We start from the raw sequence: 24,360 nt of genomic DNA on the forward strand, positions 1-24,360 counted from the left end.
ATCAGGGAGACCCCATGCAAAGCCTGGCCGCCTGGGTGCCAGGGCTCAGCGGCTTTGCCATTGGTGCAGCCGCCGGGTTCGCCGTCCGCCACGCCAAGCTTTGCTCGTTCGGCGCCATCGAGGATGCGCTGATGGGCGGCGACAGCCGCCGCTTGCGGATTTTCGGGTTAGCGCTCGGCATCGCGATCCTCGGGACGCAGACGCTGATCATCGGCGGCATTTTCAACCCCGGACTCACGACCTACACGTCACCAGCCTTGCCGCTAACGGCGATCCTAATCGGCAGCCTTATGTTCGGGGCCGGCATGGCGCTGGTCGGCACCTGCGGATTCGGTTCGCTGGTTCGACTCGGGGCCGGCGACCTTCGCAGCCTGATCGTGATCCTCGTTCTTGGCGCCACCGCCTATGCGACGCTGCGCGGCGTCCTAGCCAACTTTCGCATCGACGTACTGGAACGCCTGTCCATCGCCATGCCCGACGGCGTCAGTTCCGACATGGCATCGCTGTCGTCGCACGCACTCGGTTTCGATGTGCGCGCCATCCTCGCCGTCGCCGCAGGTACCGGTCTTTGCCTGCTGGCGTTCGGTGATGCTCGCTTACGGCGCGCGCCTCGACTGCTGTCGGCCGGCGTTGCGCTCGGCGTCCTCACCGTCGCGGGTTGGATTGTCACGGGTTCGTTCGGAGATGAATTTGACGTGCCGTCACGCCCGCAAAGCCTGACTTTCGTCTCGACCATCGGCAAGGCGCTTTATGCGGGCGTGCTGAACGTTTCGAATTTCGCCGATTTCGGCGTTGGCAGCGTGTTTGGGGTCATTGCCGGGTCATGCCTGGCAGCGTGGCGCTCCGCCGAATTGCGATGGGAAGCGTTCGACGACGATCACGAGATGCGGCGGCACCTTGTCGGCGCAGCCCTGATGGGAATCGGCGGCATCCTCGCCGGGGGCTGCACCATCGGTCAGGGCATCACCGCCGGCTCAATGCTGGCACTGTCATGGCCTTTCGCCGTGGGCGGCATGGTGCTTGGCGCGCGATTGGGCATTACCCTTTTGGTCGACGGCTCGGTCAGTGAGATCCTTCAGCGTGGCCTATCTGGATTGCGGAGTAAGAAGCGACCGTTGGATTGACAATCGACCTGCTCAGCGGCCGCTGGACTGATCAACCAAAGGTTCGGCGAGTACCGAACCGGCGACCGCCCCGTCAACGACGAGATGGGTGATGACAGCCCCGATCCACATCGCGGCGAGAGCCATCCAGGCCGTCAAGGCAAAGATCGCTCCTCCCGTCACCCCGGCGCCCACGGCACAGCCTCCGGCCAGCATGCCGCCAAAGCCCATCAGCGCCGCGCCAATCAAGTAGCGCCACATGCTTGGGCCATCATGAAATCCCTGTACTTTCCACTCTCTTGTTATCAACGCTGCAAGCAGTGAGCCCGCAAACACGCCAGGAACGAGGCCTGTGTCGAACCCCAACGTCAATGACGGCGAGTTTATCAGGCCCATCAACGTATCGGCGGATGGCCCGGTGAAGCTGATGCTCTTGACTTGGACCGGAGCAAACGAAACTTGCGATACACTATACGTAAACAGCCAGCCCGCTCCGACCGCCAGACCGACGCCGACGGCACTCGCTTCAATCAGATAGCCGATGCGGGCGCGCCGGGCGAGCCACAGCGCACAAGCAAGCCACGCTACGCCGAGCCACAACCCGAACTGCGGGACGCCGTCGACCAAGGACAGCAGATTGCGCGACGGGCCGCCCTGCACGGTCCACAGTTCCGAAAGCATTTCCCTCGCAGGCGACAACGCACCTCTCAACGAGGCTTGGGCCACGATCGTGAGCACGAGTCCAGAGAGCAATGCGCGGAGATTCCCGGTCGCCGACAAGACCAGAAGGCGGCTCGCACAGCCGCGGGCCAGGATCATTCCGGCGCCGAACATTACCCCGCCGATGAGGCTGCCGGAAAGACTGCCGCGCGCTGCGAGTTGGCGGGCGCCCGTGACGTCGAGCGACCCGAAACCGATGACAGCCTGCGTTGACACAACGGCGGCAGAGAACGTCAGCAGCCAGACGGCAACTTTCGAACCGAGCAGACCCTTTGAGAATTCAATCACGGCAGAGCGCAAACAGAACTTGCTCACCTGAGCAAATCCGCCAAAGGCCATTCCGATCAGCAGCCCGCCCGTCGCGAGCACCGCCGCCTCACCTGCAAGATTGACGAGCGATTCCAAATTCAAGGCAACCATTCCTCCGTGCAATCTCGCGTGTCGCGCGTCCGCGAACTGATAATCGGCGATTTGCGCTGCCTGATGCCGCAGAGGCCCCGGAGGCTGAGCCCCTTCAGGAAGAACGCAACGCCAACGATCGACGGCGACAAACGTGTAATCCTTGTAACGTCACATTGAAGCGATGTGGCATGGAAGTCGTCCTGCCAATTAAATTTTTATCGCAATATCGCCTGATTGGGTTGATTTGCATCAACGTACAAAGCTGATGTCGGGATATCGAAGCGCGCGACAGGCGGCTCGGCTGTTCCAGCATCTCGTCACACTGCTCGAGGGCGAGCCGCGCCTCGTCCACGATACACCGGTATCGCTCGAAGTAGATTTGCCCGGCTTCAGTCATCCGCCGCAGGACCGCCCGCCTGGGATCGGCTCTGCCGCAACAACGACGGCAGCGTCGCTGTCGGTCATGTTCAAGTCAAGTTCCTGCGGTTCGCGCGTCCGCATCGTCTCTTCTCGAGCCACAAACCGGGCGCACTCCTGCTGCCGGGTTCGCAAGCCGCCGGCTGGCTAGCCCAAGCGTTTGCCGCTCCTAATCGTCGAAATCTAGAAAGCAACCACGAACGCCCCGCTTGAGTGGCTCAAGTGGTCGTGCCGCTCAACTTGATCACAGCCGCCATGCACGATGAACGACGCCGGCTACTTCGGGGAGAGTTCGCCGAACCAGTAGGAGGCCGTAACGCCACCATCCATAAGGAAGTCGCTGAACGCACGTCCGGACCCATGAGCAGGGCGCCGACGTTGGCGACTTCATCGGGAGTGCCGGCCCGCCCGACGGGGGCAGAGCTCAATCATGCGGCGGTATCCCTCGCCGCGCGGCCTCCGCGGTCTCAAAGCGTCTCGATGAACTTCTTTAGCTTGGCACCGACCTGCTCTGCCGCCCGCTTCAGCCCTGCATTGTCGATGGCTTGCATAGATGCAACGGGATCGATTGCTGCCACCTCGGTCCTTCCGCCTCCAACATCCTGCACCACGACATTGCAAGGAAGCATTGTCCCAACTTTGTCTTCCAGCTTTAGTGCCTCATGGGCCAGCATGGGATTGCACGCGCCGAGGATGCGGTAGTTACGGAAGTCGACATTAATTTTCTTCTTGAAGGTCTCCTTCAGATCAATCTCGGTGATGATCCCGAAGCCTTCCTGCTTGAGGCCTTCAATACTGCGGCGAACAGCCTCATCAAAGCCGACCGACAGCGTCTTGCTGAAATAGTAGCTCATCGGAAACTCCCTTTCCCAATCAACAACGAACCGGCAGTGCCGAGCGCTCCGCGTGAGATCAGGCGAAAATGTTCTGCTTCTTTTGCAGATATTCGTCGCGGTTTATTCGCCGCGCGTGTAGCGCTCCTCAAGTGCGTCGAGGCCGGGTAGATCGCCGCAGACGCCACGCCATAAATCAGTGTCTCGCGCATGAAACCTCCAATCTTATTTTGCCAATCTGAGAGAATAAGACGGATGGGTGTTGATCGAGGTCAAATTCAAACACTTGTGATAAAGACTACCAAAGTCGTCGACAGCAATCAGCTTTTCCGCAGTCACGATCACCAAGGGCGCCGTTGAACACGTTTGGGGGATGCTGATTGACCCTAAGAATGTCCGTTCACCCGGGAAGACCGGTCGTGGTTAGCGCATGACCAAACGAAACGAATGACATCGAGCGCGTCGTCAGTTACTGGACCGTCGTTTCAGTTGGTGGCAAAACCGGATCGCAATAGCGGCTTGATGTCTTAAGGCGCGGACGCGCTCAACACTTTCGATAATGCAGCCGCGCCCGTCGACCTCATATTCGAGGCGATCAGTTAATTCCTCTCCACGAGGGTTCTTCGATTGGTGCATCGTTTGGATCTTGTGCTGGGTGCTTCTTAGGCCGCGGCCAGGGGAACGCGCCACTTGATCAGCGCTACCTTGATGCCGTCGTTGACGACCAGGCATGCAACCATCGCGTAACCTAGGATCACCAGTGTCTGCCACGATGGCAAAGGGGCAAGGTCCGGGAGACCTACGAATGTCAAGGCGGTACCGATGAACGCGTCGAGCGCGAGGGCTGTAAGCAGGGTTTTGCTCGGCATCGTCGCCCAGAACCAGCGTCGTTCCCGTGCCGACACCACAGAGAATACGGCGAAGTACAACAGCATCAGGAAGCTGAAGGTGTAGAGGGCACTGTCGTTGGTCACCAATTGAAAGCTCGACCAGCCAATCCATAACAGGAGAAGCGCCTCGGTGACCAGGGCGACGCCCAGGACAACCGACACCAAGACGAAACCCCCGATGTCCCAGGTCTCCGGCCTCCTGGACCATCGCACTTCGTCAGTAGCGAGGGCAATCTTTGCGAAGTCGGTCATGAAGACAAGAAGCAGCATCGCAAAGGCAGAAACGACGAACTTGCCGGTGAAAACGAATGCGATTGCAACGTAAGCCGCCTTCAGGATCGTCCGGCTGATCTTGTTGATGATCCAGGTCAGTATACGCTGATAAATGGTCCGGCCCTGCTCGATCAGAGTTACGATGTTGGTCAGTCCCGGTTCGGTTAGCACCACGCTGGCGGCGCCCTTGGCGACGTCGGTCGCGGTGCTGACGGCGATACCCACTTCGGCCTGGCGCAGCGCCGGGGCGTCATTGACGCCGTCACCCGTCATCCCCGTCACATGCCCGGCTGCCTGTAGATGCTCGACCACGATGTACTTGTCTTCCGGAAATACCTCGGCAAACCCGTCCACGCCGGCCAGCAGGTCGACCGCCTCGTTGCCTGCTCGGCCGCTTGCGGCTTTCAGGTCGGCCACGCGTCGAATGTTGGGCAATCCAACGCCGCGCGCAATTTCGCGCGCAACGGCAAGCGCGTCGCCGGTGAGCATCTTCACCGCAACGCCGAGATCACCCAGTGAAGCGATTAGTTGATGAGCGTCCGGCCGTGGCGGATCGTACAGCGTCACCAATCCCACCAAGCCTGGTACACCGTTTTCGGGGCCGCGCGCGACCGCGAGACTCCGGTAGCCTTTGCGTGCGGCCTCGCCGACGCGCTCCTCCAGCGCCTTGATGGCAGCCGGCTCCAGCCCGCAGGCGAGGGCGATGGCTCGAACGGCGCCCTTCATGACGCGCAGTCGCTGCCCGTCCTGCTCGACCACGGCTTCGGTGCGCCGGCTTTTCGCGTCGAACGGCACGAACGAAACAGGCGTGACCGCGGGCACTTTGTCGTTGAAGATGTGCCGATCTTGCGCTGCGGCCAGCAGGGCGAGGTCAATCGGGTCTTGGTTGGCCGCCTGCGATGCCAGCGCACCGGCAAACAACACGTCGGATTCGGTTGCCTGCTCCAGCGGAATCACGCCGGTGACGGTGAGCTGGTTCATGGTGATCGTGCCGGTTTTGTCGACGCAAAGCACGTTCATGGTCGCAGCGTCCTCCGCAGCGCTTAGGCGCGTCACAAGTACGCCGCGCTTGGCCAATTCCTTCGACCCGACCGCCATGCTGACCGTGAACATGACCGGCAGCGCGACCGGCACCGCGCTCATCAACAGGATGAGCATGAGCGGAACCATCTCGATGAGGGATACGCCGCGGATCAGCGACAGCACGAACACCACGGCGAGCAGCGCACCAACGATGACAAAGAGCCAGCGAACGACCTTCGCCACCACCGCTTCGATGTGGAGTTTCGGCCGCGCTTCCTGCACGAGTTCGGTCGTGCGGCCGAAGTAGGTTTTCGCCCCGGTCAGCATGACCACGCCGTTACCTTCGCCCCGCCGCACGATCGACCCCGACGACAGCACTTCGGCCGACGCCCGTTCCACGTCTTGCGATTCGCCTGTCAGGGCAGACTGATCAACGCGCAATGATCCTGTGAGAAGCTTTATGTCGGCGGGAACGATGTCGCCCGGGCGCACGCGCACAATATCGCCGGGGACCAACTCTCGGGCGGGAATGACCTGCCAGGTCGAATCGCGCCGCACCCGCGCGCTTACCCGCAACCGCTGCCGCAACGTCTCCACAACGCCCGCGGCGCGGCGCTCCTGCGCAAAGCCGAGTATGGCATTGACGACCAGAAGCGCGCTTACCACGGCGAGATCGGAATATTTTCCGAGCACCGCAGACAGGACCATAATCAGTTCCAGCATCCACGCTGACAGCCCCCAGAATTTTGCAAGAAATGCGAGCACCGGATGTGTCTTCCGAACGGCGACCTCGTTGGCGCCATACTGCTTCCTGCGGGATTCCGCTTCGACAACCGTGAGCCCTGTCTCGGCATCTACCTGTAGGCGCGCGAGCGTGTCGGGAATGGACGCGAAAGAGATGTCGGGCGCCTTGGCACTCCTTGCAGCCTTCATGGTCGGGTGTCTCCTCATCCGGCTGCAGAAAGCCGGTCGCTTTCGGTGACCAAAGGCCTCAACCTGATTGCAGGAAACCTGACCTGGGGAACGCCATGGATTGATACGGACTGACGTCTGACGGGGTCGTGTTGTCGCGCGAACCCGCTATTTCACAAGCGTTACCGGCACTTCGGCCAGATGCAGTAGCTGTGTAGCTACCGAACCGAGCACCAGACCGCGAACCCCGCCCAGTCCTCTGGTCCCCATAAAAATCTGCGCCACGTGCTCCCCACGGGCCACGCGATCGATCGTTTCCGCAATCGCGCCTCGCTCCGAACGAGTAACGCAAGTAACTCCCGCCTCGCTGCAGACGGCAACAGCCCGTTGCAATGCTTTCCGGGTCGCCTCTTCTTCTTGCTGCTCGATCCACTCCAGCGGCATGATCCCGCCACCCCCACCCAAGCCAAGAGCCGCAGGGTTCTGGACGTTTACAATGACAAAGCTGGCTTTCGGCAATTGATCGATGGCGAGCTTGAGGGCTCGGATCGATGCGGGCGAACCGTCGACGGGTATGAGGACTTTCAAGACTTAACTCCCTCACGCCTGAACAAGAGATGCTGCCCAATGACTGCCGTGAAATTGTAATCGATTATTGCTATCGGCGCAGGACTAAGCATGCTGCATAGCAATAACTTTCTTAAATTTGATTCTCGTTCAGTGAGGACACCATTATCCGACCCGCGTTTCCACACCACCTGTTGAACAAAGCGATTGGGACGGAAACTATGAAGCGAGGGATCGCCGTCTTGGTGTGTCTGTGCGCCTTATCTGGCACGGCTTACTATGCGATCAGCAAATGGGGCGTCCAGCATGAAACTCTCAACCTGTTCGACAGCGCGCGCCAGCGGCCGGTTGCTGTCGACGTTGCCATGCGCTGGGATTACGAGATTAAAGCGAATGACGGCTTTTGGAAGCTCCCGGTTGCGATCATCAGCAATGGCAATACCGTCAAGAATACCGAGTATTCGTTTCTTGCCACGTGTTCGCGGCGAGGGGATATCTGGTGGCCAGCATTCAGCAGGATCTGCCGACTGACCCGCCGTTGATGACCAAGGTCGGCCTGCCCTACGTCGGCCGGATCGGGGTGTACAAAAAAGGCGAAGCCAATATTCTGTTCGTTCTCGAGAAATTAAGAAAAATTTGGCCGAATGCGGACTACAGCCACTTAACGCTGGTCGGCCACTCCAATGGTGGCGATATTGCCATGTACTTCGCCAAGCAGCACGCCGACCTGGTTTCCAAAGTGGTCACGCTTGACAATCTACGCGTTCCCTTCGTGCTAAGTAAGACGCTAAAGATCCTTTCATTTCGCTCCAGAGACCCGAGGTTTCCAACCGACGCTGGCGTACTGCCGACCCCCCAACAAGCGAAGGCGGACGGTATTGATGTTGTCGCAACAAAGTTTCAGCACACGTGGATGAGCGACCGGGGCCCCGATTTTGCAAAGGAGAGAATCCAGGCGACGCTTGATAAGTTTTTGGGTGATGACAATGTCAGCGATCTGGCGCCGGCTGATACTGATCATCTGATCGTTTCCAACACCGACACCGTATTTCACTGATGTTTTTGACTAGAGCTGACGAGTCCGCAAGACGTTAGTTGCGGGTCACCAATGTTTGCATGCTACGTATCGAACTGGTTTGTGGACGAGACATTCGAAGACAAGCCTACTTGATCTCTCGCCAGGAGCGCGTGTATGTCGATAACTCCGACCTGCGATTTCTTCACGCACCATGAGTCTGGATCCCGCTTCCGGCGGCGGCCTATTCGCGCTGGATCTTGCAAACGGAAAAATCTCGATGCAGGTGCCGCCCGTTGCCGGTGGTGACCGGAGCCAATGCAGCCCTGTTCTTTCCGCAGCGGTCACCGCAGTTCCCGGTGTTGTTTTTTTGGGTGGGGTTAGCGGATATGTACGTGTCTATGCCACGGCCGACGCCAAGCTACTTTGGGAAGTCGACACGGCGCGCGATTTCCGCCCGCGGCGGGATAACAAGCCGCCGCCTCGTTGGAAAGAGCGCAAGGTCGTAGCGCTCCGTGATAAGGCCCCATAAGCCCTTTGGCGCAAACAGCATGACAACAATTCCGAGCGTACCGAGCAGAATGAGATAGGATGCGCCGAAATCGGCGAGATAGCGCTGCAAGAGATAGAAGATGACGGCACCGACGACCGGGCCTTCGATCGTGCCAATGCCGCCGATCACGACAATGAAGACTACATAGGCAGTCCAGTCAGTGACCGAAAAGGCCGCGTCCGGCGAGATGCGCGCCTTCTGCAAATAGATCAGCGCGCCGATCATACCGGTCATGGCGGCGGTTGCGACATAGACGGCGAGCTTGACGCGATAGATGTCGACGCCGAGGCCTGCCGCGGCGCCCTCGTGGTCGCGGATCGCACCGAGCGCGAGGCCGCGGCGCGAGCGAAGGACGAGATAGACAAAGCCGAGTGTGCCGACCATCAGCGCCAGCGCCGCCCAATAGGAGATGAGGTCGCGCGCGGCCGGCGTGCGGACATTGAGCAACGCCTTCACCCATTCGATGCCCGGAACGGACGAGGTGATCGACGGCGTCAGCGACATTCCGGTGCCGCCGCCGAGCGGCTTGAACTGGGCGAAGACCAGGCGATAGACCTCGGCCACAACCCAGGTACCGATCGCAAAATATGCACCGCGAAGCCGAAACACGATGAACGCTGTCGGCAACGCGAACAATGCGGAGACAAGGCCCGCCAGCGGAATTGCGAGCAATGGATCGATGCCGCCAAGCAGCGTGAGCGCAAACAAAAGGTAGCCGCCAAGCCCGACGAAAGCCTGCTGGCCGACCGAGATCAGGCCGGCGTAGCCCGCGAGCAGGTTCCAGCATTGCGCCAGCGCAAGCATGTAGAACAGGAAGATCATGTCCTGGATCAGATTTCGGCCGGCTACGACGGGGAGCAGCGCCAGCGCCAGCAACATGACGCAGGCGATCGCCGCGATGGCGCCCGGCGCGCGGCCTGCGGTCCCGGTGCGGAAGGTCTGCGTTGGCTTTGCTGCGGCCTCTCCCATCATCGATCCGATCAATCCTGCGCGCGCGGAAAAAGGCCGCGCGGCCGCAGCGCCAGCACCACCAGAAAGGCGAGATGGCCCGCCAGGATCTGCCATTCCGGATCGATCCGCGCGCCGATGGTTTGCGCCAGGCCAAGCACGACGCCACCAGCGAGCGTACCCCAGAAGCTGCCGAGGCCGCCGATGATCACAGCCTCGAATGCATAGAGCAGCCGGGCGGGACCGATGGTCGGATCGAAATTTGCCCGCAGTCCGAGATAGAGCGCCGCGATCGCGATCACGACGAAGGCAAGCCCCATGGCGGTGGCAAAAATTCGGCTGATATCGATGCCCATGAGCTCTGCCACTTCGAGATCGTCCGAGGTCGCACGGAAGGCGCGGCCAATCGGGGTCCGGTAGAAAATCATGTTGAGGACGACGATCACGGCGATCGCGGACAACAGCGTCAACAGCGGCACGACGCCAATCGCAATGCCGCCACCAAGCGGGATCGAAGCCGTCTCGATCGCGCCAGAGCGCAGGCGCTGGCTGTCGGCAGAGAATATCTGTAACAATCCGTTCTGGATGATAATGGACAGGCCGAAAGTGACGAGCAGCGGCGGCAGCAGGTCGCGTCCGAGTGTCCGGTTCAACAGCACGTGCTGAAGCGCGAAGCCGATGACGAACAGGATCGGAGCCGCCAGTGCCACGGCAACGAAGGGATCGAGGCCGAGCTTGCCGGCCACGACGAGAATCGCAAACGCGGCGAGCACGATGATGTCGCCATGTGCGAGGTTGACCAGCCGCATCACGCCGAACATCAGCGACAGCCCCGCCGCGAACAGCGCGTAGAGCCCACCGAGCAACACGCCTTGGATCAGTGCATCCAGCCAGCCGGTCATGTCAGGAGCCAAAGTAAGCGCGGTGGATCTGCTCGCGCGTCAGCTCGCGCGGGCGACCGGTCAGCGACAGGCGCCCTTCCTGAAAGCAGTAGACGCGGTCGGCAACTTTCATCGCCTGCACGATGTCCTGCTCGACGAGCACGACGCTGGTGCCCTCCGCCTTGATCTGCGGCAGCGCGGCGTAGATGTCGGCGATGATGATCGGCGCGAGGCCCAGGCTGATCTCGTCGCATAGGAGAATGCGCGGGTTGGACATCAAAGCGCGACCGATCGCGGCCATCTGCTGCTGCCCGCCCGACAAGGCCGGCGTGGCCATGGACCGCCGCTCCCTCAGGATCGGAAACAGCGCATACACGCGATCGAGCGTCCATGGCCCCGCGATCTTGCGGCCGTAGCCTCCGATCAGGAGGTTCTCTTCCACGGTAAGCGAGGGAAACAGCCGCCGCCCCTCGGGCACGAGCGCAATGCCGAGCTTGACAATATCGGCCGCACCCCGCGCGCCGATCGGCATTCCCTCAAGCTGCACGCTGTCGGGGGTGCCGTGAATGAGGCCGGCGATGGCCTTCAGAAAGGTCGACTTCCCTGCCCCGTTGGCGCCGATGATGGCGATGGTTTCGCCCTTGTCGAGACTGGTGTCGATGCCGTACAGCGCCTGGAAGTCGCCGTAGAAGGCCGTGAGGTTGCGGGTCTCCAGGAACGGCATGGTCAGGCCTCAATGCCGATATAGATCTGATGCACGTCGGGCCGTTGCATCACCTCTTTCGGCGATCCCTCCGCGATCTTGCGGCCGAAATTGAGCACGATCAGGCGATCGATCACGGCGAGCAGGGCATGCACGACATGCTCGATCCACAGGATCGCGACGCCGCTCTCGCGGATGTCGCGAATGGTGGCGACGAGCTCGGCGCATTCGCCCTCGGTCAGGCCGCCGGCGATCTCGTCAAGCAACAGAAGCTTTGGCTCGGTTGCCAGAACGCGGGCCATCTCCAGCCGCTTGCGTTCGAGCAGGGTCAGCGACCCCGCAAGCGTATTGGCGCGTTTCAACAGACCGAGCCGTTCCAGAATCTCGCCGCACGACTGCGTGGCCTCGTGCTCCGCCTTACGGCCGCCGTACACCGCGCCGACCAACAGGTTCTCGAACACGGTGAGTTTTTCGAAGGGCTGCGGGATCTGGTGGGTGCGGCCGATGCCGGCCCGGCAGCGGCCTTGCGGAGGCACGCCCGAAAGATCGCGGCCGTCGAAGCGGATGCTGCCCGCACTCGCCGAGATGCTGCCGGCGATCAGGTTGAACAGCGTGGTCTTGCCCGCGCCGTTCGGCCCGATGATGCCGACCGCCTCGCCTGGCGCGATCGCGAGGCCGAGATCGTCGGCGACGATGATCGAGCCAAAGCTTTTCTTAAGTCCCGCTACCTCGAGCAGCATGATGCATCAACGTGCGCGATCAGGCGATGGCCTCCATCTGGCCGCCGACGGGGATCGCCGGTGCCGTCCTGTTATCAGTGATGACGATATCATACTTGCCGTCCTTGAGACGCCACTGACCGCCGACCAGCGGCGTCTTGGCGACGTTCTTGGCGGCGAAGGGCGGCAGGTTGGCCCCGCCCCATTGCACCTTGCCGACGACGGTATCGAGGTTGGTCGCGGCAATTGTCGTGGCGATCGCCTTGGCGTCGCGATCCGGGGCGCGCTTGAGCACATCGACGGCCACTTCGAACAGCGCATGGGCGAAGCCGATCGGTTGCGTCCATTGCTTCCTGGTCGCGCTCTCGTAGGCAGCAGCGAGATCCCTTGCGCTCATGCCCGTGAGCGACGACTTGAAGGGATGGCTCGGCGACCACCAGACTTCGGAGGACAGGTTGTGCCCGTCCTTGCCCAGCGCCTCGACGGCGACGGGGAAGAGGATCGCCTTACCGATGGACGCGACTTTCGGCCTAAAGCCCTGCTGAAGCGCCTGCTTCCAGAAGGTGGTGAAATCCGGCGGCAGCACCACGCCGGTGATGATCTCGCAATTCGCCGATTTGAACGCGCCGATCTGGGCGGAGAAATTGTCGGTGAGGTTCTGGTAACGGCCGGGGTCGGTGAGCTTGTAGCCGCCCTTGTCCAGGACCGGCGGGAAGCCGACGACCTTGTCGCCCCAGGCGTTGCCGTCACCGTCGTTCGGAAACAACCCGCCGACAGATTTGTTGGTCGCGATCTGGCTCCACATGTTGGTGAAGACGGCGATGACGTCCTCCAGGCCCCAGAAGAAATGATAGGTGTAGTTGAAGCCTTTCCACGCGGGTGGCCCGCCGCCCGGATTGGCCTGACGGCCGATGAACCAGGGTTGCCACGGCGCTACGGTCGAGATGCACGGCACCTCCTCGATCTCGCATTGAGTCGAGACCGGGTTCGTGGTCTCCGGCGTTGAGGCCACCAGCATCAGATCGATCTTGTCCTGGACAATGAGGTCCTTCGCGACCTCGGCGGCGCGGTTTGGATTGGACTGGCTGTCCTTCACCACGACCTCGACCGGTACAGTTGCATTACCGATCTTCACTCCGGCCTTGGTCGTTTCCTTGAAATTGGCGAGGATGAAGTTGTCCGCTTCCGCGAAAGCTGCGAGCGGGCCCGTGAGCGGTGAGACATAGCCGAGCTTGATCGCGCGCGTCTGCGCGATCGCCGGCGAGTTCAATCCAACCGACAGTGCGGCGCCTGTAGCGGCCGAGTATTTCAGGAGAGTACGGCGGTCGATCGCGTGACGGTGAGTCGAGCTGGTATTGTGGCAGGTCATCTGCGCGTCCTCCCCTCTGGATGCGCCGGATTCCCATCGTGGATCGATTGACACACGGGCCGGCGTTCGATATTCGAACAAGAGTTCGTATGTCGACCAGTCTCTGCCAGAGCCCAGATGGAGTCAACAGGCCGCGTCATGACGCAACCTTCCCAGCAACGTAACGGCGATCCCGAAGACAAGGAATTCATGACGACACTCGCCAAGGGGCTCGCGGTGCTTGGCGCGTTCGGCAAGCAGCGGCCAACCATGACCCTGTCGGAGGCGGCCCAGGTTGCCGACCTGTCGCGAGCCACGGCGCGCCGCGTGCTGCGCACCCTCACCCAGCTCGGATATGTCGAGCAAGACGGCCGGACGTTTTCGCTGTCGCCGCGAATCCTCGATCTCGGCTTTGCTTACCTCTCGACACAGAGCTGGATCGATCGCGCGATGCCCTTGATGCGCGAGCTCAGCGAACGGCTCGGCGAATCCTGCTCCGCCGCGATCCTGCAAGGCAACGACATCGTCTACGTCGCGCGCGTGCCGGCCCGCCGCATCATGTCGGCCGCGCTATCGGTCGGCAGCCGGCTGCCCGCGTTGCATACTGCGCTCGGGCGGATCATGTTCGGCTATCTCGACGAGGCCGAGATCTGGCGGCGACTGATGTCACAGCGGATCGAGGCCTACACGCCGCAGACCATCACGGATGTGCAGGCGCTGTTCGATCGCATCCGCGCCGACCGCGCGCAGCGATTTTCCATCGTCGACGAGGAGCTCGAGCGCGGACTGCGCGCATTGGCCGTGCCAGTGCTCGATCGCAGCGGACAGGTGATCGGCGCCATCAATTTGTCGACGCACTCGACGCGAACGACGCGCAACGAAATGCGGGAGCAGTTTCTGCCCGAGCTCAACCGCATCGCCGAGCAAATCTCCTCGATGACCGTCTGACTTTAGCCCTCCCCTTGCCAACAGGCAGGAGCGGCCGTATCGTCATCTAAAGTTCGGAATACGGACAAGAGTTCGATAATCGAACAACGATGGAGGTCAGGGATGGCAGGTAAGGCGCCGGGAAACACGGCAACAGCAATTCCGCCGGAGCACACCGGTAACGTCAAAGTCAGCCGCCCCCAAACCGGCGCGGAATATCTCGACTCGCTGCGCGACGATCGCACCGTCTTCATCTACGGCGAGCGGGTGAAGGACGTCACCAAGCACCCTGCCTTCCGCAACACCGCGCGCATGGTCGCCCGGCTCTACGACGCGCTGCACGACGACAAGCGCAAGGACAAGCTGCTGTTGCCGACCGATACCGGCAATGGCGGCATGACGCACGCCTTCTTCAAGGCGCCGAAGAACATGGATGAGATGATCGCCGGTCGTGACGCGATCGCCGAATGGGCCAGGATCACCTACGGCTGGATGGGTCGCGCGCCGGACTACAAGGCCGCGTTCCTCGCCACGCTCGGCGCGAATTCCGACTTCTACGAGCCGTACCAAGACAACGCCAAGCGCTGGTACAAGTTCAGCCAGGAACGCGTCCCCTTCATCAACCATGCCATCATCCATCCGCCGGTCGATCGCGACCGGCCGCCGAACGAAGTCGCCGACGTCTGCTGCCATATCGAGAAGGAGACCGACGCCGGCATCATCGTGTCAGGCGCCAAGGTCGTCGCGACAGGATCGGTGCTGACCAACTACACGTTCGTTGCGCATCACGGACTCATTCCGCTGCAGGACAAGAAGTTCGCGGTCGTGTTCATGGTGCCGACCAACGCACCCGGCGTGAAGTTCATCTGCCGCACGTCCTACGAGATGAGCGCGAGCGTGATGGGAAGTCCGTTCGACTATCCGATCTCGAGCCGGCTCGACGAGAACGACGCCGTGTTCATCATGGACAAGGTGCTGGTGCCCTGGGAGAACGTCTTCGTCTACGGGGACATCGAGAAGGCGAACAATTTCTTCCCGCGCACCGGCTTCCTGCCGCGCTTCGTCGTGCACGGCTGCACGCGGCTTGCGGTCAAGCTCGACTTCATCAGCGGGCTGCTGTTGAAGGCGACGGAAGCCGCCGGCACCAAGGATTATCGCGGCGTACAGGCCAATGTCGGCGAAGTCATCGCCTGGCGCAATCTGTTCTGGAGCCTGTCGGATGCGATGGTCAGAAATCCCAAACCGTGGATCGGCGACTACATGCTGCCGAACATGGATCCTGGCAACGCCTATCAGATCATCGCCACCATGGCCTACACCAAGGTCAAGTACCTGATTGAGCAAACGGTCGCCTCCGGGCTGATCTATCTCAACAGCCATGCCAGCGACTTCAAGAACGACGAGATCCGTCCTTATCTCGATCGCTATTTGCGCGGCTCCAACGGCTACAAGGCCGAGGAGCGCGTGAAACTGCTCAAGCTGCTATGGGATTGCATCGGCAGCGAATTCGGCGGCCGGCACGAACTCTACGAGATCAACTACGGCGGCTCTACCGAGGAGATCCGCCGCTACTGCCTGTTCGGCGCGCAGGCGTCCGGCAATGCCGACCGGTTCAAGGGCTTTGCCGAAGACTGCATGGCCGAATATGACCTCGACGGCTGGAAGGTGCCCGACCTCACCGACCCCGGCGAGCTCAGCTATCACATGCTACGGAAGTGACCGATGATTCCGCAGCGGAGCAGCGTCACGGCTACTCCGGCCCGCGGATCTTGAGGGACTATGGTGACATGAACATGCAGATGTCCTCGTCTTGCACGCAAGGCCCCATCGTTCGCGACGCCGCCATCGATCCCAGGCGCTTCCGCTCCGTCATGGGCGCGTTCGCGACCGGAGTTGCGGTCGTCGCGACCGAGTGGGAGGGTGAACTGTACGGCGCGACCATCAATTCGCTGACCTCGGTGTCGCTCGCGCCTTGCATGCTTCTGTTCTGCACCAGCGAAGGCAGCGCGACGGGGACGGCGATACGAAAACGCGGGCTGTTCTCCGTCAACATTCTCGGCCAGCATCAATCAGATTTGTCCGCTCGCTTCACCGGGAAGCAGCAAAAAAACCGGTTTGCGGATCTTGCCGTTGCGCTGAGCCCGGAGGGACTGCCGCTGTTGCAAGGCGCCGCCGGCCAGATGTCCTGCCGGGTCGCCACGGTCCACAAGGCCGGCGACCACGACATCATCCTCGGCGAGGTCTTGTCCGGCGAGGAGATCGCCTGCAGCCCGCTCGTCTTCCACAAGGGTGTCTACGGAAGCTTTCAGCGCGCTTGACCTGCACGCCTGTTAGACGATCCCTGTTCTCTATCCGGGATCACATATCACTTCGCCGTTCGGTTCAGAACACTCCCCCGCACCGGGCGGCGGCCTGACGTTCACATAGCCAAGCAGGTCTTAGATTGCCAACTGAGTGTAACTCCGGGTTATTTCATACTTTGAAGCGACGCGGTGATTTTTCTCTACTTCGTACAACCCGGCAATTTGAGATGCGTGTCCATCTTGCGTCGTGCCGCCCGCAACTTCGCAAAGTCCTCGCCGGCGTGGTGCGACGAGCGGGTCAAGGGACTCGCCGACACCGTCAGAAACCCTTTGGTGTAGGCGACCTTCTCATACCCTCCGAATTCATCCGGGGTCACGTAGCGCATGACCGCATGATGCTTGCGGGTCGGCTGCAGATATTGCCCGATGGTGAGAAAATCGACCTCGGCCGAGCGCAGATCGTCCATCACCTGCAGCACCTCGTGCCGCTCCTCGCCGAGGCCCACCATGATGCCTGACTTGGTGAAGATGGTCGGATCGATCTCCTTGACCCGCTGCAACAGCCGGATCGAATGGAAATAGCGCGCGCCTGGCCGCACGGTGAGATAGCGCGACGGCACGGTTTCCAGATTGTGGTTGAACACGTCGGGCTTGGCGGCTGCGACCACCTCCAGCGCGCCTTCCTTGCGCAGGAAGTCCGGGGTGAGGATCTCGATGGTCGTGGTCGGGCAACGCGCGCGGATGGCGCGGATGGTCTGCGCAAAATGCTCAGCGCCGCCATCGGCGAGATCGTCGCGATCGACCGAGGTCACCACGACATGGGTGAGCCCGAGCTTGAAGGTGGCCTCCGCGACATGCTCCGGCTCCAAAACGTCGAGCGCACCGGGCATGCCGGTCTTGACGTTGCAGAACGCGCAGGCGCGCGTGCAGGTGTCCCCCATGATCATGAAGGTGGCGTGCTTCTTGTCCCAGCACTCGCCGATGTTCGGGCAGCCAGCCTCCTCGCACACCGTGACGAGGCCGTTCTCCTTGACGATCTTTCTCGTGTCCGCATAGCCGCGCGTGTTCGGCGCGCGCACCCTGATCCAGTTCGGCTTCGGCGGCGACAGCGCATCCGGCCGGTTCACCTTTTCAGGATGACGCGGGCGCACCGGCGTCGGGGAAACCGTATCGACGAGAACGACCATGGGAAACCTGTACTGGACCGGCCATTCGTAGACCCGCGCACGAACGGCGACAAGCAATCTTTAGGTTCTGCCTATAGCTGAAAACCCATCGCGCATTCCGGGATTTCGCGCGGCAATTTTTCCAGCCTGCCTTCAGCCGACAGGCCGGAAAATCGCACTCGCCCCAATTGGCGAACGGCTTCAGGCCGTCGTTCATCAAAGCAAATTCAATGCGTTGCGGCACATACCACCCGGCAACCACTCTGGCATGCTTCGTGCAAAAAGCTTGCAAAAAGCTCATGCAAACGCTCGCGACCAATAGCGATGCAAAAACGAACTTCATGGGGAGGCTTATCAATGACAGACGTTGTTATCGTTTCGGCCGCACGCACGGCTATCGGATCGTTCGGGGGAGCGCTGTCCAGCATTGCCGCTCATGAGTTGGGGGCGACCGTCATCCGCGCGGCGCTGGACCGAGCCGCAATCGAAGCAGCCGACGTTTCGGATGTCGTGCTGGGCCACGTACTCACCGCGGGCCAAGGCCAAAACACCGCTCGCCAGGCGTCGATGCGCGCCGGCATCCCCATGGAAACGGCGGCGCTCACGATCAATCAGGTCTGCGGCTCCGGCCTGCGTGCCGTAGCGCTCGGTTACCAGGCCATCAAGGCCGGGGACGCAACGATCGTCGTTGCGGGCGGTCAGGAGAACATGAGCTTGTCCGCGCATTCCGCGCATCTGCGCAACGGGACCAAAATGGGAGCCGTGGAATTCACCGATACCATGATCAAGGACGGCCTTTGGGATGCCTTCAACGGCTATCACATGGGTACGACCGCGGAGAATGTCGCCGAGCTTTTTCAGATTTCCCGCGCCGATCAGGATGCCTTTGCCGTCGCGTCACAACAGAAGGCGGCGGCGGCCCAGGCATCCGGAAAATTCAAGGACGAGATCGTTCCGGTCACCGTTCATTCCCGCAAGGGCGACATCATCGTCGACACCGACGAGCATCCGAAAGCCTCGACCACCGCCGACAGTCTGGCGAAGCTTCGCCCTGCATTCAGCAAGACCGGCTCGGTCACCGCCGGCAATGCGTCCGGTCTTAACGACGGTGCCTCGGTAACCATCCTGATGAGCGCCGACGAAGCCAAGCGACGCGGATTGGCGCCGCTCGCCCGCATCGCTTCCTGGGCGACGGCAGGTGTCGATCCCAAGATCATGGGGACAGGTCCGATCCCCGCCAGCCGGCTCGCGCTGCAGAAGGCCGGATGGAAAGTCGATGATCTTGATTTGATCGAGGCCAACGAGGCCTTTGCCGCGCAGGCATGCGCGGTCAACAAGGACATGGGTTGGGACATCGCGCGCGTGAACGTCAACGGCGGCGCCATATCACTTGGCCATCCGATCGGCGCTTCCGGAAATCGCGTTCTGGTCACGCTGCTTCATGAAATGGCACGCCGCGGGGCGAAGAAGGGTCTTGCAACGCTCTGCATCGGCGGCGGCATGGGGATCGCGCTCACGGTTGAGCGCTGACCGACAGCCAGCCGGCAACAGCAACCCTTCGCAATTCCATATGCGGCGGATTGAAGCGATCCGCCGCATCGAAGACGAACGTCAGGATCGGAAGAATCCGGCGCATGGCACGAAACGCAAACAGGAGGAGATGCCGACATGGCACGTATCGCAGTTGTTACCGGCGGGTCACGCGGAATTGGCGCAGCCATCAGCAAGGCGTTAAAGGCTGCCGGCTATAGCGTCGCAGCCAACTACGCCGGCAACGACGAAGCCGCGGCGAAGTTCAAGGCCGACACCGGCATTCCGGTCTACAAATGGGACGTATCGAGCTTCGAGGCCTGCTCTGCCGGTCTCGCGCAGGTGGCAAAAGACCTCGGCCCCGTCGACGTCCTTGTCAACAATGCCGGCATCACCCGCGACGGCATGCTGCACAAGATGACGGCCGAGCAATGGTATGCGGTCATCAACACCAACCTGAACTCGCTGTTCAACATGACGCGCCCTCTGATCGAGGGCATGCGCGAGCGTGGCTTCGGCCGGATCGTCAATATTTCCTCGATCAACGGCCAGAAGGGCCAGATGGGCCAGACCAACTACTCCGCGGCAAAGGCCGGCGATATCGGCTTCACCAAAGCATTGGCCCAGGAGAACGCGAACAAGGGCGTCACGGTGAATGTGATCTGCCCCGGTTATATCGCGACCGAAATGGTGATGGCCGTGCCGCAGGAGGTACTCGAGAAATCTATTCTGCCGCAGATCCCGGTGCGGCGGCTTGGTCAGCCCGAGGAAATCGCCCGCTGTGTTGTTTTTCTAGCCTCAGATGAAGCCGGGTTCATCACGGGTTCGACGCTGTCGGCCAACGGCGGCCAATACATGACATGAGCGGCTTCGACCGGTGGAGTTGGGCTCCGCCGGTCGCCCCCTGGTCTTGCTCCAATGACCTGCGGAGACTCAGAGTGGATTTCGACGCTCTTGTGCTTTCCCGGCTGCAATTCGCCTTCACGGTTGCATTTCATATCCTGTTTCCGTCGTTGACGATCGGGCTGGCCGCGTTTCTTTTGGTTCTCGAGGTGCACTGGATTGCGACCGGAAACCGCATCTATGAGCAACTCTATCGCTTTTGGCTGAAATTGTTCGCACTCGCCTTCGGCCTGGGCGTCGTCACCGGGCTGGTGCTGTCCTATGAAATCGGCACCAACTGGGGCCGCTTCTCGGCCATGACCGGCAACGTCATCGGCCCATTGATGGGCTATGAGGTTCTTAGCGCCTTCTTCCTTGAAGCTGGCTTCCTCGGCGTCATGATTTTCGGCATCAATCGCGTCGGCAAGTATCCTCACCTGTTCGCGACCGCGATGGTAAGCCTCGGCACCCTCGTTTCCATGTTCTGGATCCTCTCCGCAAATAGCTGGATGCACACGCCTGCAGGCTATGCCCTGTCGAACGGAAAATTCATCGTCATGGATTGGTGGACGATGATTTTCAATCCGTCGTTTCCCTACCGGCTGGCGCATATGGCGACGGCCACGTTCCTGTCGTCGGCGATGTTCGTGTCCGGCGTATCGGCGTGGTATCTGCTGCGCAAACGTCATATCGACTTTGCGCTTCGCGGTCTTTCCCTGGCCATGTGGATGGTTCTCGTGGCCGCTCCGAGCCAGATCTTCATTGGCGACCTGCATGGTTTGAACACGCTCAAGCATCAGCCGATGAAGGTCGCAGCGATGGAAGGAAACTGGACGACGATGCGCGGCATGCCGCTCATGCTGTTCGCTATTCCGGACCAGGAGAGGGCGACGAATCATTTCGAGATCGGCATTCCACGATTGGGGAGCTTCATCCTGAAGCACGACCTCGATGGCGAAGTTGCCGGACTTGATCAGGTTGCTCCGGAAGACCGCCCGCCGGTCGCAGTCGTATTCTACTCATTTCGGCTCATGCTTGGCCTCGGCGTCTTCATGGTGCTGCTTGCATCTGCAGGCCTCTACCTCCGGCTGCGCGGCAGACTTCAGAGTTCAAAGCTATTTCACCGCCTTTGCGTCCTTGGAACACCTGCGGGGTTCGCCGCAATTCTGGCGGGCTGGGTCGTGACCGAGGTCGGACGACAGCCGTGGACCGTCCATGGCCTCCTCCGAACACGGGACAGCACGTCCCTGGTCGGACGTGATGTCGTTGCAACGTCGCTCGGATTGTTCGCTCTGGTTTACGGAATTCTGATGGTCGCCTTCCTGTTCTATCTGGCGCGACTTATCGCCCGCGGTCCGCATGACGTTGAGCAACAGTATCCGCAGATTGCGGCTCACTAGTCAGGGGATCATCGTGCTACACGATCTGACGATAGACCTGCCAATGATCTGGGGCGGCATCATCGCCCTAGCCGTCCTGATGTATGTGGTCCTTGACGGTTTCGATCTCGGGATCGGAATCCTGTTCGCGATCACTCGCAACGAACCCGATCGCGACAAGATGATCGCAAGCATCGCGCCCATCTGGGATGGCAATGAGACCTGGCTCGTGCTGGGCGGCGGCGGCCTGCTCGCAGCTTTTCCGGCCGCCTACTCCATACTGTTGCCCGCGCTCTACGTTCCAATGATGCTGATGCTGTTCGGCCTCGTGTTTCGCGGCGTCGCCTTTGAGTTCAGGCCAAACGCGCGCCAGTCACGCCGATTCTGGGATTTGGGATTCTGGCTTGGCTCCGTGGTCGCAACACTGGCACAGGGTATGGCTCTCGGTGCATTTATCACCGGCTTTCCCGAAACCATCGTGTCGTCGCAGGAAAGCAGCTTCGCCTTTCTGACGGTCTTCAACGTGATATGCGGCATCGGCCTGGTCGCGGGCTATGCATTGCTCGGGGCCTGTTGGCTCATTCTGAAGACCGACGGCAGGCTGCGCGAACGCTGCTTCGCGCTGGCCTTCACGCTCGGCATCGTGCTCGCGGCTTATCTTGCGATGGTCAGTATCTGGACGCCGCTGGCGCATCCGCGCGTTGCTGAGCGCTGGTTCGCATTTCCAAACTTTCTGTTTCTTGCGCCGATACCGCTGGCCACAGGTTTTTGCTGGTTGAACATGATGCGATCGCTGGTCCTTCGCCGCGAGAACACGCCGTTTCTGTCGGCGATCGCTATATTCATCTTTTCCTTTGCCGGGCTCGGGATCAGCGTCTGGCCGTATATCGTTCCGCACATCTTGACGATTCACGACGCGGCGGCGCCGGAGAAATCGCAGGGCTTCCTGCTGATCGGGGTCACGGTCCTGCTGCCGCTCATCCTCGGCTACACGGCGCATTCCTACTGGGTGTTCAGAGGCAAAGTGACCGACGCGGAAGGCTACCATTGATCGCGCCGAAAGAAGAACGCGCGTATTTCCACATCTTATTGGAGGACGAATTCCATGACCGACAAAAAGCCGAATGTTACAGCGAACCCGACCAAGCCAATGGAACTGTTTGAAAGTCCCGTGAACGCACTGCACGGCGATCACTCCGTCCAAGCCGAGATGATGCAGGATTACGCAAAGCTTGTTCTTGCCATCGCCAAACAGCCCAACGCTCTGATCCAGATGCAGACTGGCTATTGGACAGACCAGATCAATCTTCTCGAGAATTTTTCGTTGAGGGCACTGGGCCAGCCGGCGAAGCCGGTGGCCGCCCCGGCCCACGACGACAAGCGTTTCAAGGATCCCGAGTGGACCGACAGTCCGGCGTTCGACACCATCAAGCAAAGCTATCTTTCGGCGGTCTCACATGCCCGCGACCTGATCAAGGTACTGGATGGCCTCGACGACAAAACCCGGCGGCGGATCGAATTCAACCTGCGGCAGATGGCGGACGCGCTCTCTCCGACAAACTTTCCCATGCTTAACCCCGAAGTTATACGTGCGACCATCGATGCAAAGGGCGTCAATCTCACCAAGGGCGCGCAGCATGTGGTGGATGACTTTGTCCGGGGCAACGGCCGCCTGAACCCCGAGCTCACCGACCGTTCCGCCTTCGATGTCGGCCGCAACCTGGCAACGACACCTGGCAAGGTGGTCTACCAGAACGACGTCATGCAGCTGATCCAATACGCGCCGTCGACCGAAGCGGTCCGGCAGCGGCCCATTCTCATCGTGCCATCGTGGATCAACAAGTTTTACATCCTCGATCTGAGTGAAAAGAACTCCTTCGTGCGATGGCTGATCAGCGAGGGATATACGGTCTTCATCATCTCTTGGGTTAATCCTGACAAGCGGCACGCCGACAAAACCTTCGGCGACTATATGAAGATGGGGCCACTCACCGCGATCGAGCAGATCACCGCCCTGACCGGCGAAACATCGGTCAACACCGCAGGCTATTGCATCGGCGGTACCCTGCTCGCCACGACGGTGGCGGTGATGGCGGCACGCAACGATACACGCATTGCCTCAGTGACCTATCTCACGACACTGGTCGATTTTTCAGACCCCGGCGATATGGCCGTGTTCACGAGTGATGCCCATCTCGAAGAGCTCGAACACGAGACGGCGAAGAATGGTTATCTCGATGCCAGCGTGATGGCTGAGACGTTCAGCATGTTACGCGCCAACGATCTGGTCTGGTCGGTCGCCATCAAGAGCTACTTTCTGGGGCAGGAACCGGTGCCGTTCGACCTGCTCTTCTGGAATGCCGACTCAACGCGGATGCCCGGCGGGCTTCACATGTCGTATTTGCGTGACATGTATCGCGACAACCGCCTGGTCCAGGCCGGCGGCATCGTCGTTGACGGTGTGCCTGTCGATCTCCGACAAATCCGGACCCCCACATATATCCTGTCGACGCGCGAGGATCACATCGCGCCATGGCGATCGACTTATGCCGCAACCCGAATCTATGGCGGCGATACCACCTTCGTGCTCGCCGGTTCGGGGCACGTTGGCGGCGTTGTCAATCCGGCGACATCGAAGAAATACGGATACTGGACCAATCCGGCGCTTCGCAGCACTCCCGAAGAATGGCTGGCAGAAGCACAGCATGCTCCGGGCTCGTGGTGGGTGCATTGGCGGGATTGGCTGCTCAATCACGCTGGCGATCTGGTTCCGGCCCGTCAGCCGGGAGAACATGGATCGACCATCGAAGACGCACCGGGCAGCTACGTGAAGCGCGCGTCCTGACGTCAGCGCCTGCACCGAAAT

At 60.9% G+C, this 24,360-nt stretch carries 19 protein-coding genes and 2 pseudogenes; 10 read left to right on the plus strand and 11 right to left on the minus strand.

Annotation, left to right across the window (positions count from 1 at the left end):
- The first annotated feature begins 14 nt into the window (after positions 1 to 14).
- Entirely contained in the window at positions 15 to 1,124 is a 1,110-nt protein-coding gene (locus tag JQ624_RS03645; protein WP_212417488.1) for a YeeE/YedE family protein, read from the plus strand.
- Between the two features lie 12 nt (positions 1,125 to 1,136).
- Here the strand turns inward: JQ624_RS03645 and JQ624_RS03650 are convergent, their stop codons facing one another.
- The 5 genes and pseudogenes from JQ624_RS03650 to JQ624_RS03665 all read right to left on the minus strand — a co-directional run bounded on the left by JQ624_RS03650 (position 1,137) and on the right by JQ624_RS03665 (position 7,161).
- Positions 1,137 to 2,234, minus strand: coding sequence for a YeeE/YedE family protein (locus tag JQ624_RS03650; protein ID WP_212417489.1), 1,098 nt, complete (start codon positions 2,232 to 2,234; stop codon positions 1,137 to 1,139).
- A gap of 265 nt (positions 2,235 to 2,499) precedes the next feature.
- Positions 2,500 to 2,622, minus strand: a pseudogene (locus JQ624_RS38375) (LysR family transcriptional regulator); the annotation flags it as partial.
- Positions 2,623 to 3,109: 487 nt separating this feature from the next.
- Complete coding sequence (locus JQ624_RS03655) at positions 3,110 to 3,496, minus strand: DUF302 domain-containing protein (RefSeq protein WP_212417490.1); 387 nt, start codon at positions 3,494 to 3,496, stop codon at positions 3,110 to 3,112.
- Between the two features lie 641 nt (positions 3,497 to 4,137).
- Entirely contained in the window at positions 4,138 to 6,594 is a 2,457-nt protein-coding gene (locus JQ624_RS03660) for a plasma-membrane proton-efflux P-type ATPase (RefSeq protein WP_212417491.1), read from the minus strand.
- A 147-nt stretch (positions 6,595 to 6,741) separates the two neighbouring features.
- The gene (locus JQ624_RS03665; protein WP_212417492.1) at positions 6,742 to 7,161 is read right to left on the minus strand and encodes a universal stress protein; all 420 of its coding nucleotides are present in this window, start codon (positions 7,159 to 7,161) and stop codon (positions 6,742 to 6,744) included.
- 200 nt (positions 7,162 to 7,361) lie between these two features.
- Here JQ624_RS03665 and JQ624_RS03670 point away from each other — a divergent pair.
- A pseudogene (locus tag JQ624_RS03670) lies at positions 7,362 to 8,197 on the plus strand (alpha/beta hydrolase).
- Positions 8,198 to 8,576: 379 nt separating this feature from the next.
- Here the strand turns inward: JQ624_RS03670 and JQ624_RS03675 are convergent.
- The 5 genes from JQ624_RS03675 to JQ624_RS03695 are packed head-to-tail and all read right to left on the minus strand — an operon-like array spanning position 8,577 to position 13,328.
- A complete protein-coding gene (locus JQ624_RS03675) occupies positions 8,577 to 9,680 on the minus strand; it encodes a branched-chain amino acid ABC transporter permease (protein ID WP_409334298.1) in 1,104 nt (367 codons plus the stop codon).
- An 8-nt stretch (positions 9,681 to 9,688) separates the two neighbouring features.
- Positions 9,689 to 10,558: a branched-chain amino acid ABC transporter permease gene (locus JQ624_RS03680; RefSeq protein ID WP_212417493.1), complete on the minus strand. Its 870-nt coding sequence runs from the start codon at positions 10,556 to 10,558 to the stop codon at positions 9,689 to 9,691.
- Position 10,559: 1 nt separating this feature from the next.
- Positions 10,560 to 11,261 carry an ABC transporter ATP-binding protein gene (locus JQ624_RS03685; RefSeq protein ID WP_212417494.1) on the minus strand — a complete coding sequence of 234 codons (702 nt, stop codon included), beginning with the start codon at positions 11,259 to 11,261 and terminating at the stop codon, positions 10,560 to 10,562.
- Between the two features lie 2 nt (positions 11,262 to 11,263).
- Positions 11,264 to 11,983, minus strand: a complete 720-nt coding sequence (locus JQ624_RS03690; protein ID WP_212417829.1) for an ABC transporter ATP-binding protein — start codon at positions 11,981 to 11,983, stop codon at positions 11,264 to 11,266.
- Between the two features lie 16 nt (positions 11,984 to 11,999).
- Positions 12,000 to 13,328, minus strand: a complete 1,329-nt coding sequence (locus JQ624_RS03695; RefSeq protein ID WP_212417495.1) for an ABC transporter substrate-binding protein — start codon at positions 13,326 to 13,328, stop codon at positions 12,000 to 12,002.
- A gap of 138 nt (positions 13,329 to 13,466) precedes the next feature.
- On the opposite strand from JQ624_RS03695, the gene JQ624_RS03700 reads away from it, so the two are divergent.
- From JQ624_RS03700 to JQ624_RS03710, 3 genes are all read left to right on the plus strand, one after another.
- Positions 13,467 to 14,255 carry an IclR family transcriptional regulator C-terminal domain-containing protein gene (locus JQ624_RS03700; RefSeq protein WP_212417496.1) on the plus strand — a complete coding sequence of 263 codons (789 nt, stop codon included), beginning with the start codon at positions 13,467 to 13,469 and terminating at the stop codon, positions 14,253 to 14,255.
- Between the two features lie 102 nt (positions 14,256 to 14,357).
- Positions 14,358 to 15,953 carry a 4-hydroxyphenylacetate 3-hydroxylase N-terminal domain-containing protein gene (locus JQ624_RS03705; RefSeq protein ID WP_212417497.1) on the plus strand — a complete coding sequence of 532 codons (1,596 nt, stop codon included), beginning with the start codon at positions 14,358 to 14,360 and terminating at the stop codon, positions 15,951 to 15,953.
- Entirely contained in the window at positions 15,950 to 16,552 is a 603-nt protein-coding gene (locus tag JQ624_RS03710) for a flavin reductase family protein (protein ID WP_212417498.1), read from the plus strand. Before JQ624_RS03705 ends, JQ624_RS03710 begins: the two co-directional genes overlap by 4 nt.
- 185 nt (positions 16,553 to 16,737) lie before the next feature.
- Here JQ624_RS03710 and lipA read toward each other — a convergent pair whose 3' ends face one another.
- Complete coding sequence (gene lipA, locus JQ624_RS03715; RefSeq protein WP_212417499.1) at positions 16,738 to 17,724, minus strand: lipoyl synthase; 987 nt, start codon at positions 17,722 to 17,724, stop codon at positions 16,738 to 16,740.
- A 336-nt stretch (positions 17,725 to 18,060) separates the two neighbouring features.
- On the opposite strand from lipA, the gene JQ624_RS03720 reads away from it, so the two are divergent.
- The 5 genes from JQ624_RS03720 (at position 18,061) to JQ624_RS03740 (ending at position 24,339) form a co-directional block, all read left to right on the plus strand.
- Positions 18,061 to 19,233 (plus strand): acetyl-CoA C-acetyltransferase, encoded by a 1,173-nt coding sequence (locus tag JQ624_RS03720; RefSeq protein ID WP_212417500.1) that lies wholly within the window; start codon positions 18,061 to 18,063, stop codon positions 19,231 to 19,233.
- A gap of 138 nt (positions 19,234 to 19,371) precedes the next feature.
- Positions 19,372 to 20,097, plus strand: a complete 726-nt coding sequence (locus JQ624_RS03725) for a beta-ketoacyl-ACP reductase (protein ID WP_212417501.1) — start codon at positions 19,372 to 19,374, stop codon at positions 20,095 to 20,097.
- Positions 20,098 to 20,171: 74 nt separating this feature from the next.
- Entirely contained in the window at positions 20,172 to 21,515 is a 1,344-nt protein-coding gene (locus JQ624_RS03730; RefSeq protein WP_212417502.1) for a cytochrome ubiquinol oxidase subunit I, read from the plus strand.
- Between the two features lie 13 nt (positions 21,516 to 21,528).
- Positions 21,529 to 22,545, plus strand: coding sequence for a cytochrome d ubiquinol oxidase subunit II (gene cydB / locus JQ624_RS03735; protein WP_312014374.1), 1,017 nt, complete (start codon positions 21,529 to 21,531; stop codon positions 22,543 to 22,545).
- Positions 22,546 to 22,599: 54 nt separating this feature from the next.
- Entirely contained in the window at positions 22,600 to 24,339 is a 1,740-nt protein-coding gene (locus tag JQ624_RS03740; RefSeq protein WP_212417504.1) for an alpha/beta hydrolase, read from the plus strand.
- Positions 24,340 to 24,360: the final 21 nt, after the last annotated feature.

This window comes from Bradyrhizobium sp. AUGA SZCCT0283, assembly GCF_018130385.1.
In the GTDB taxonomy this organism is placed as follows: domain Bacteria; phylum Pseudomonadota; class Alphaproteobacteria; order Rhizobiales; family Xanthobacteraceae; genus Bradyrhizobium.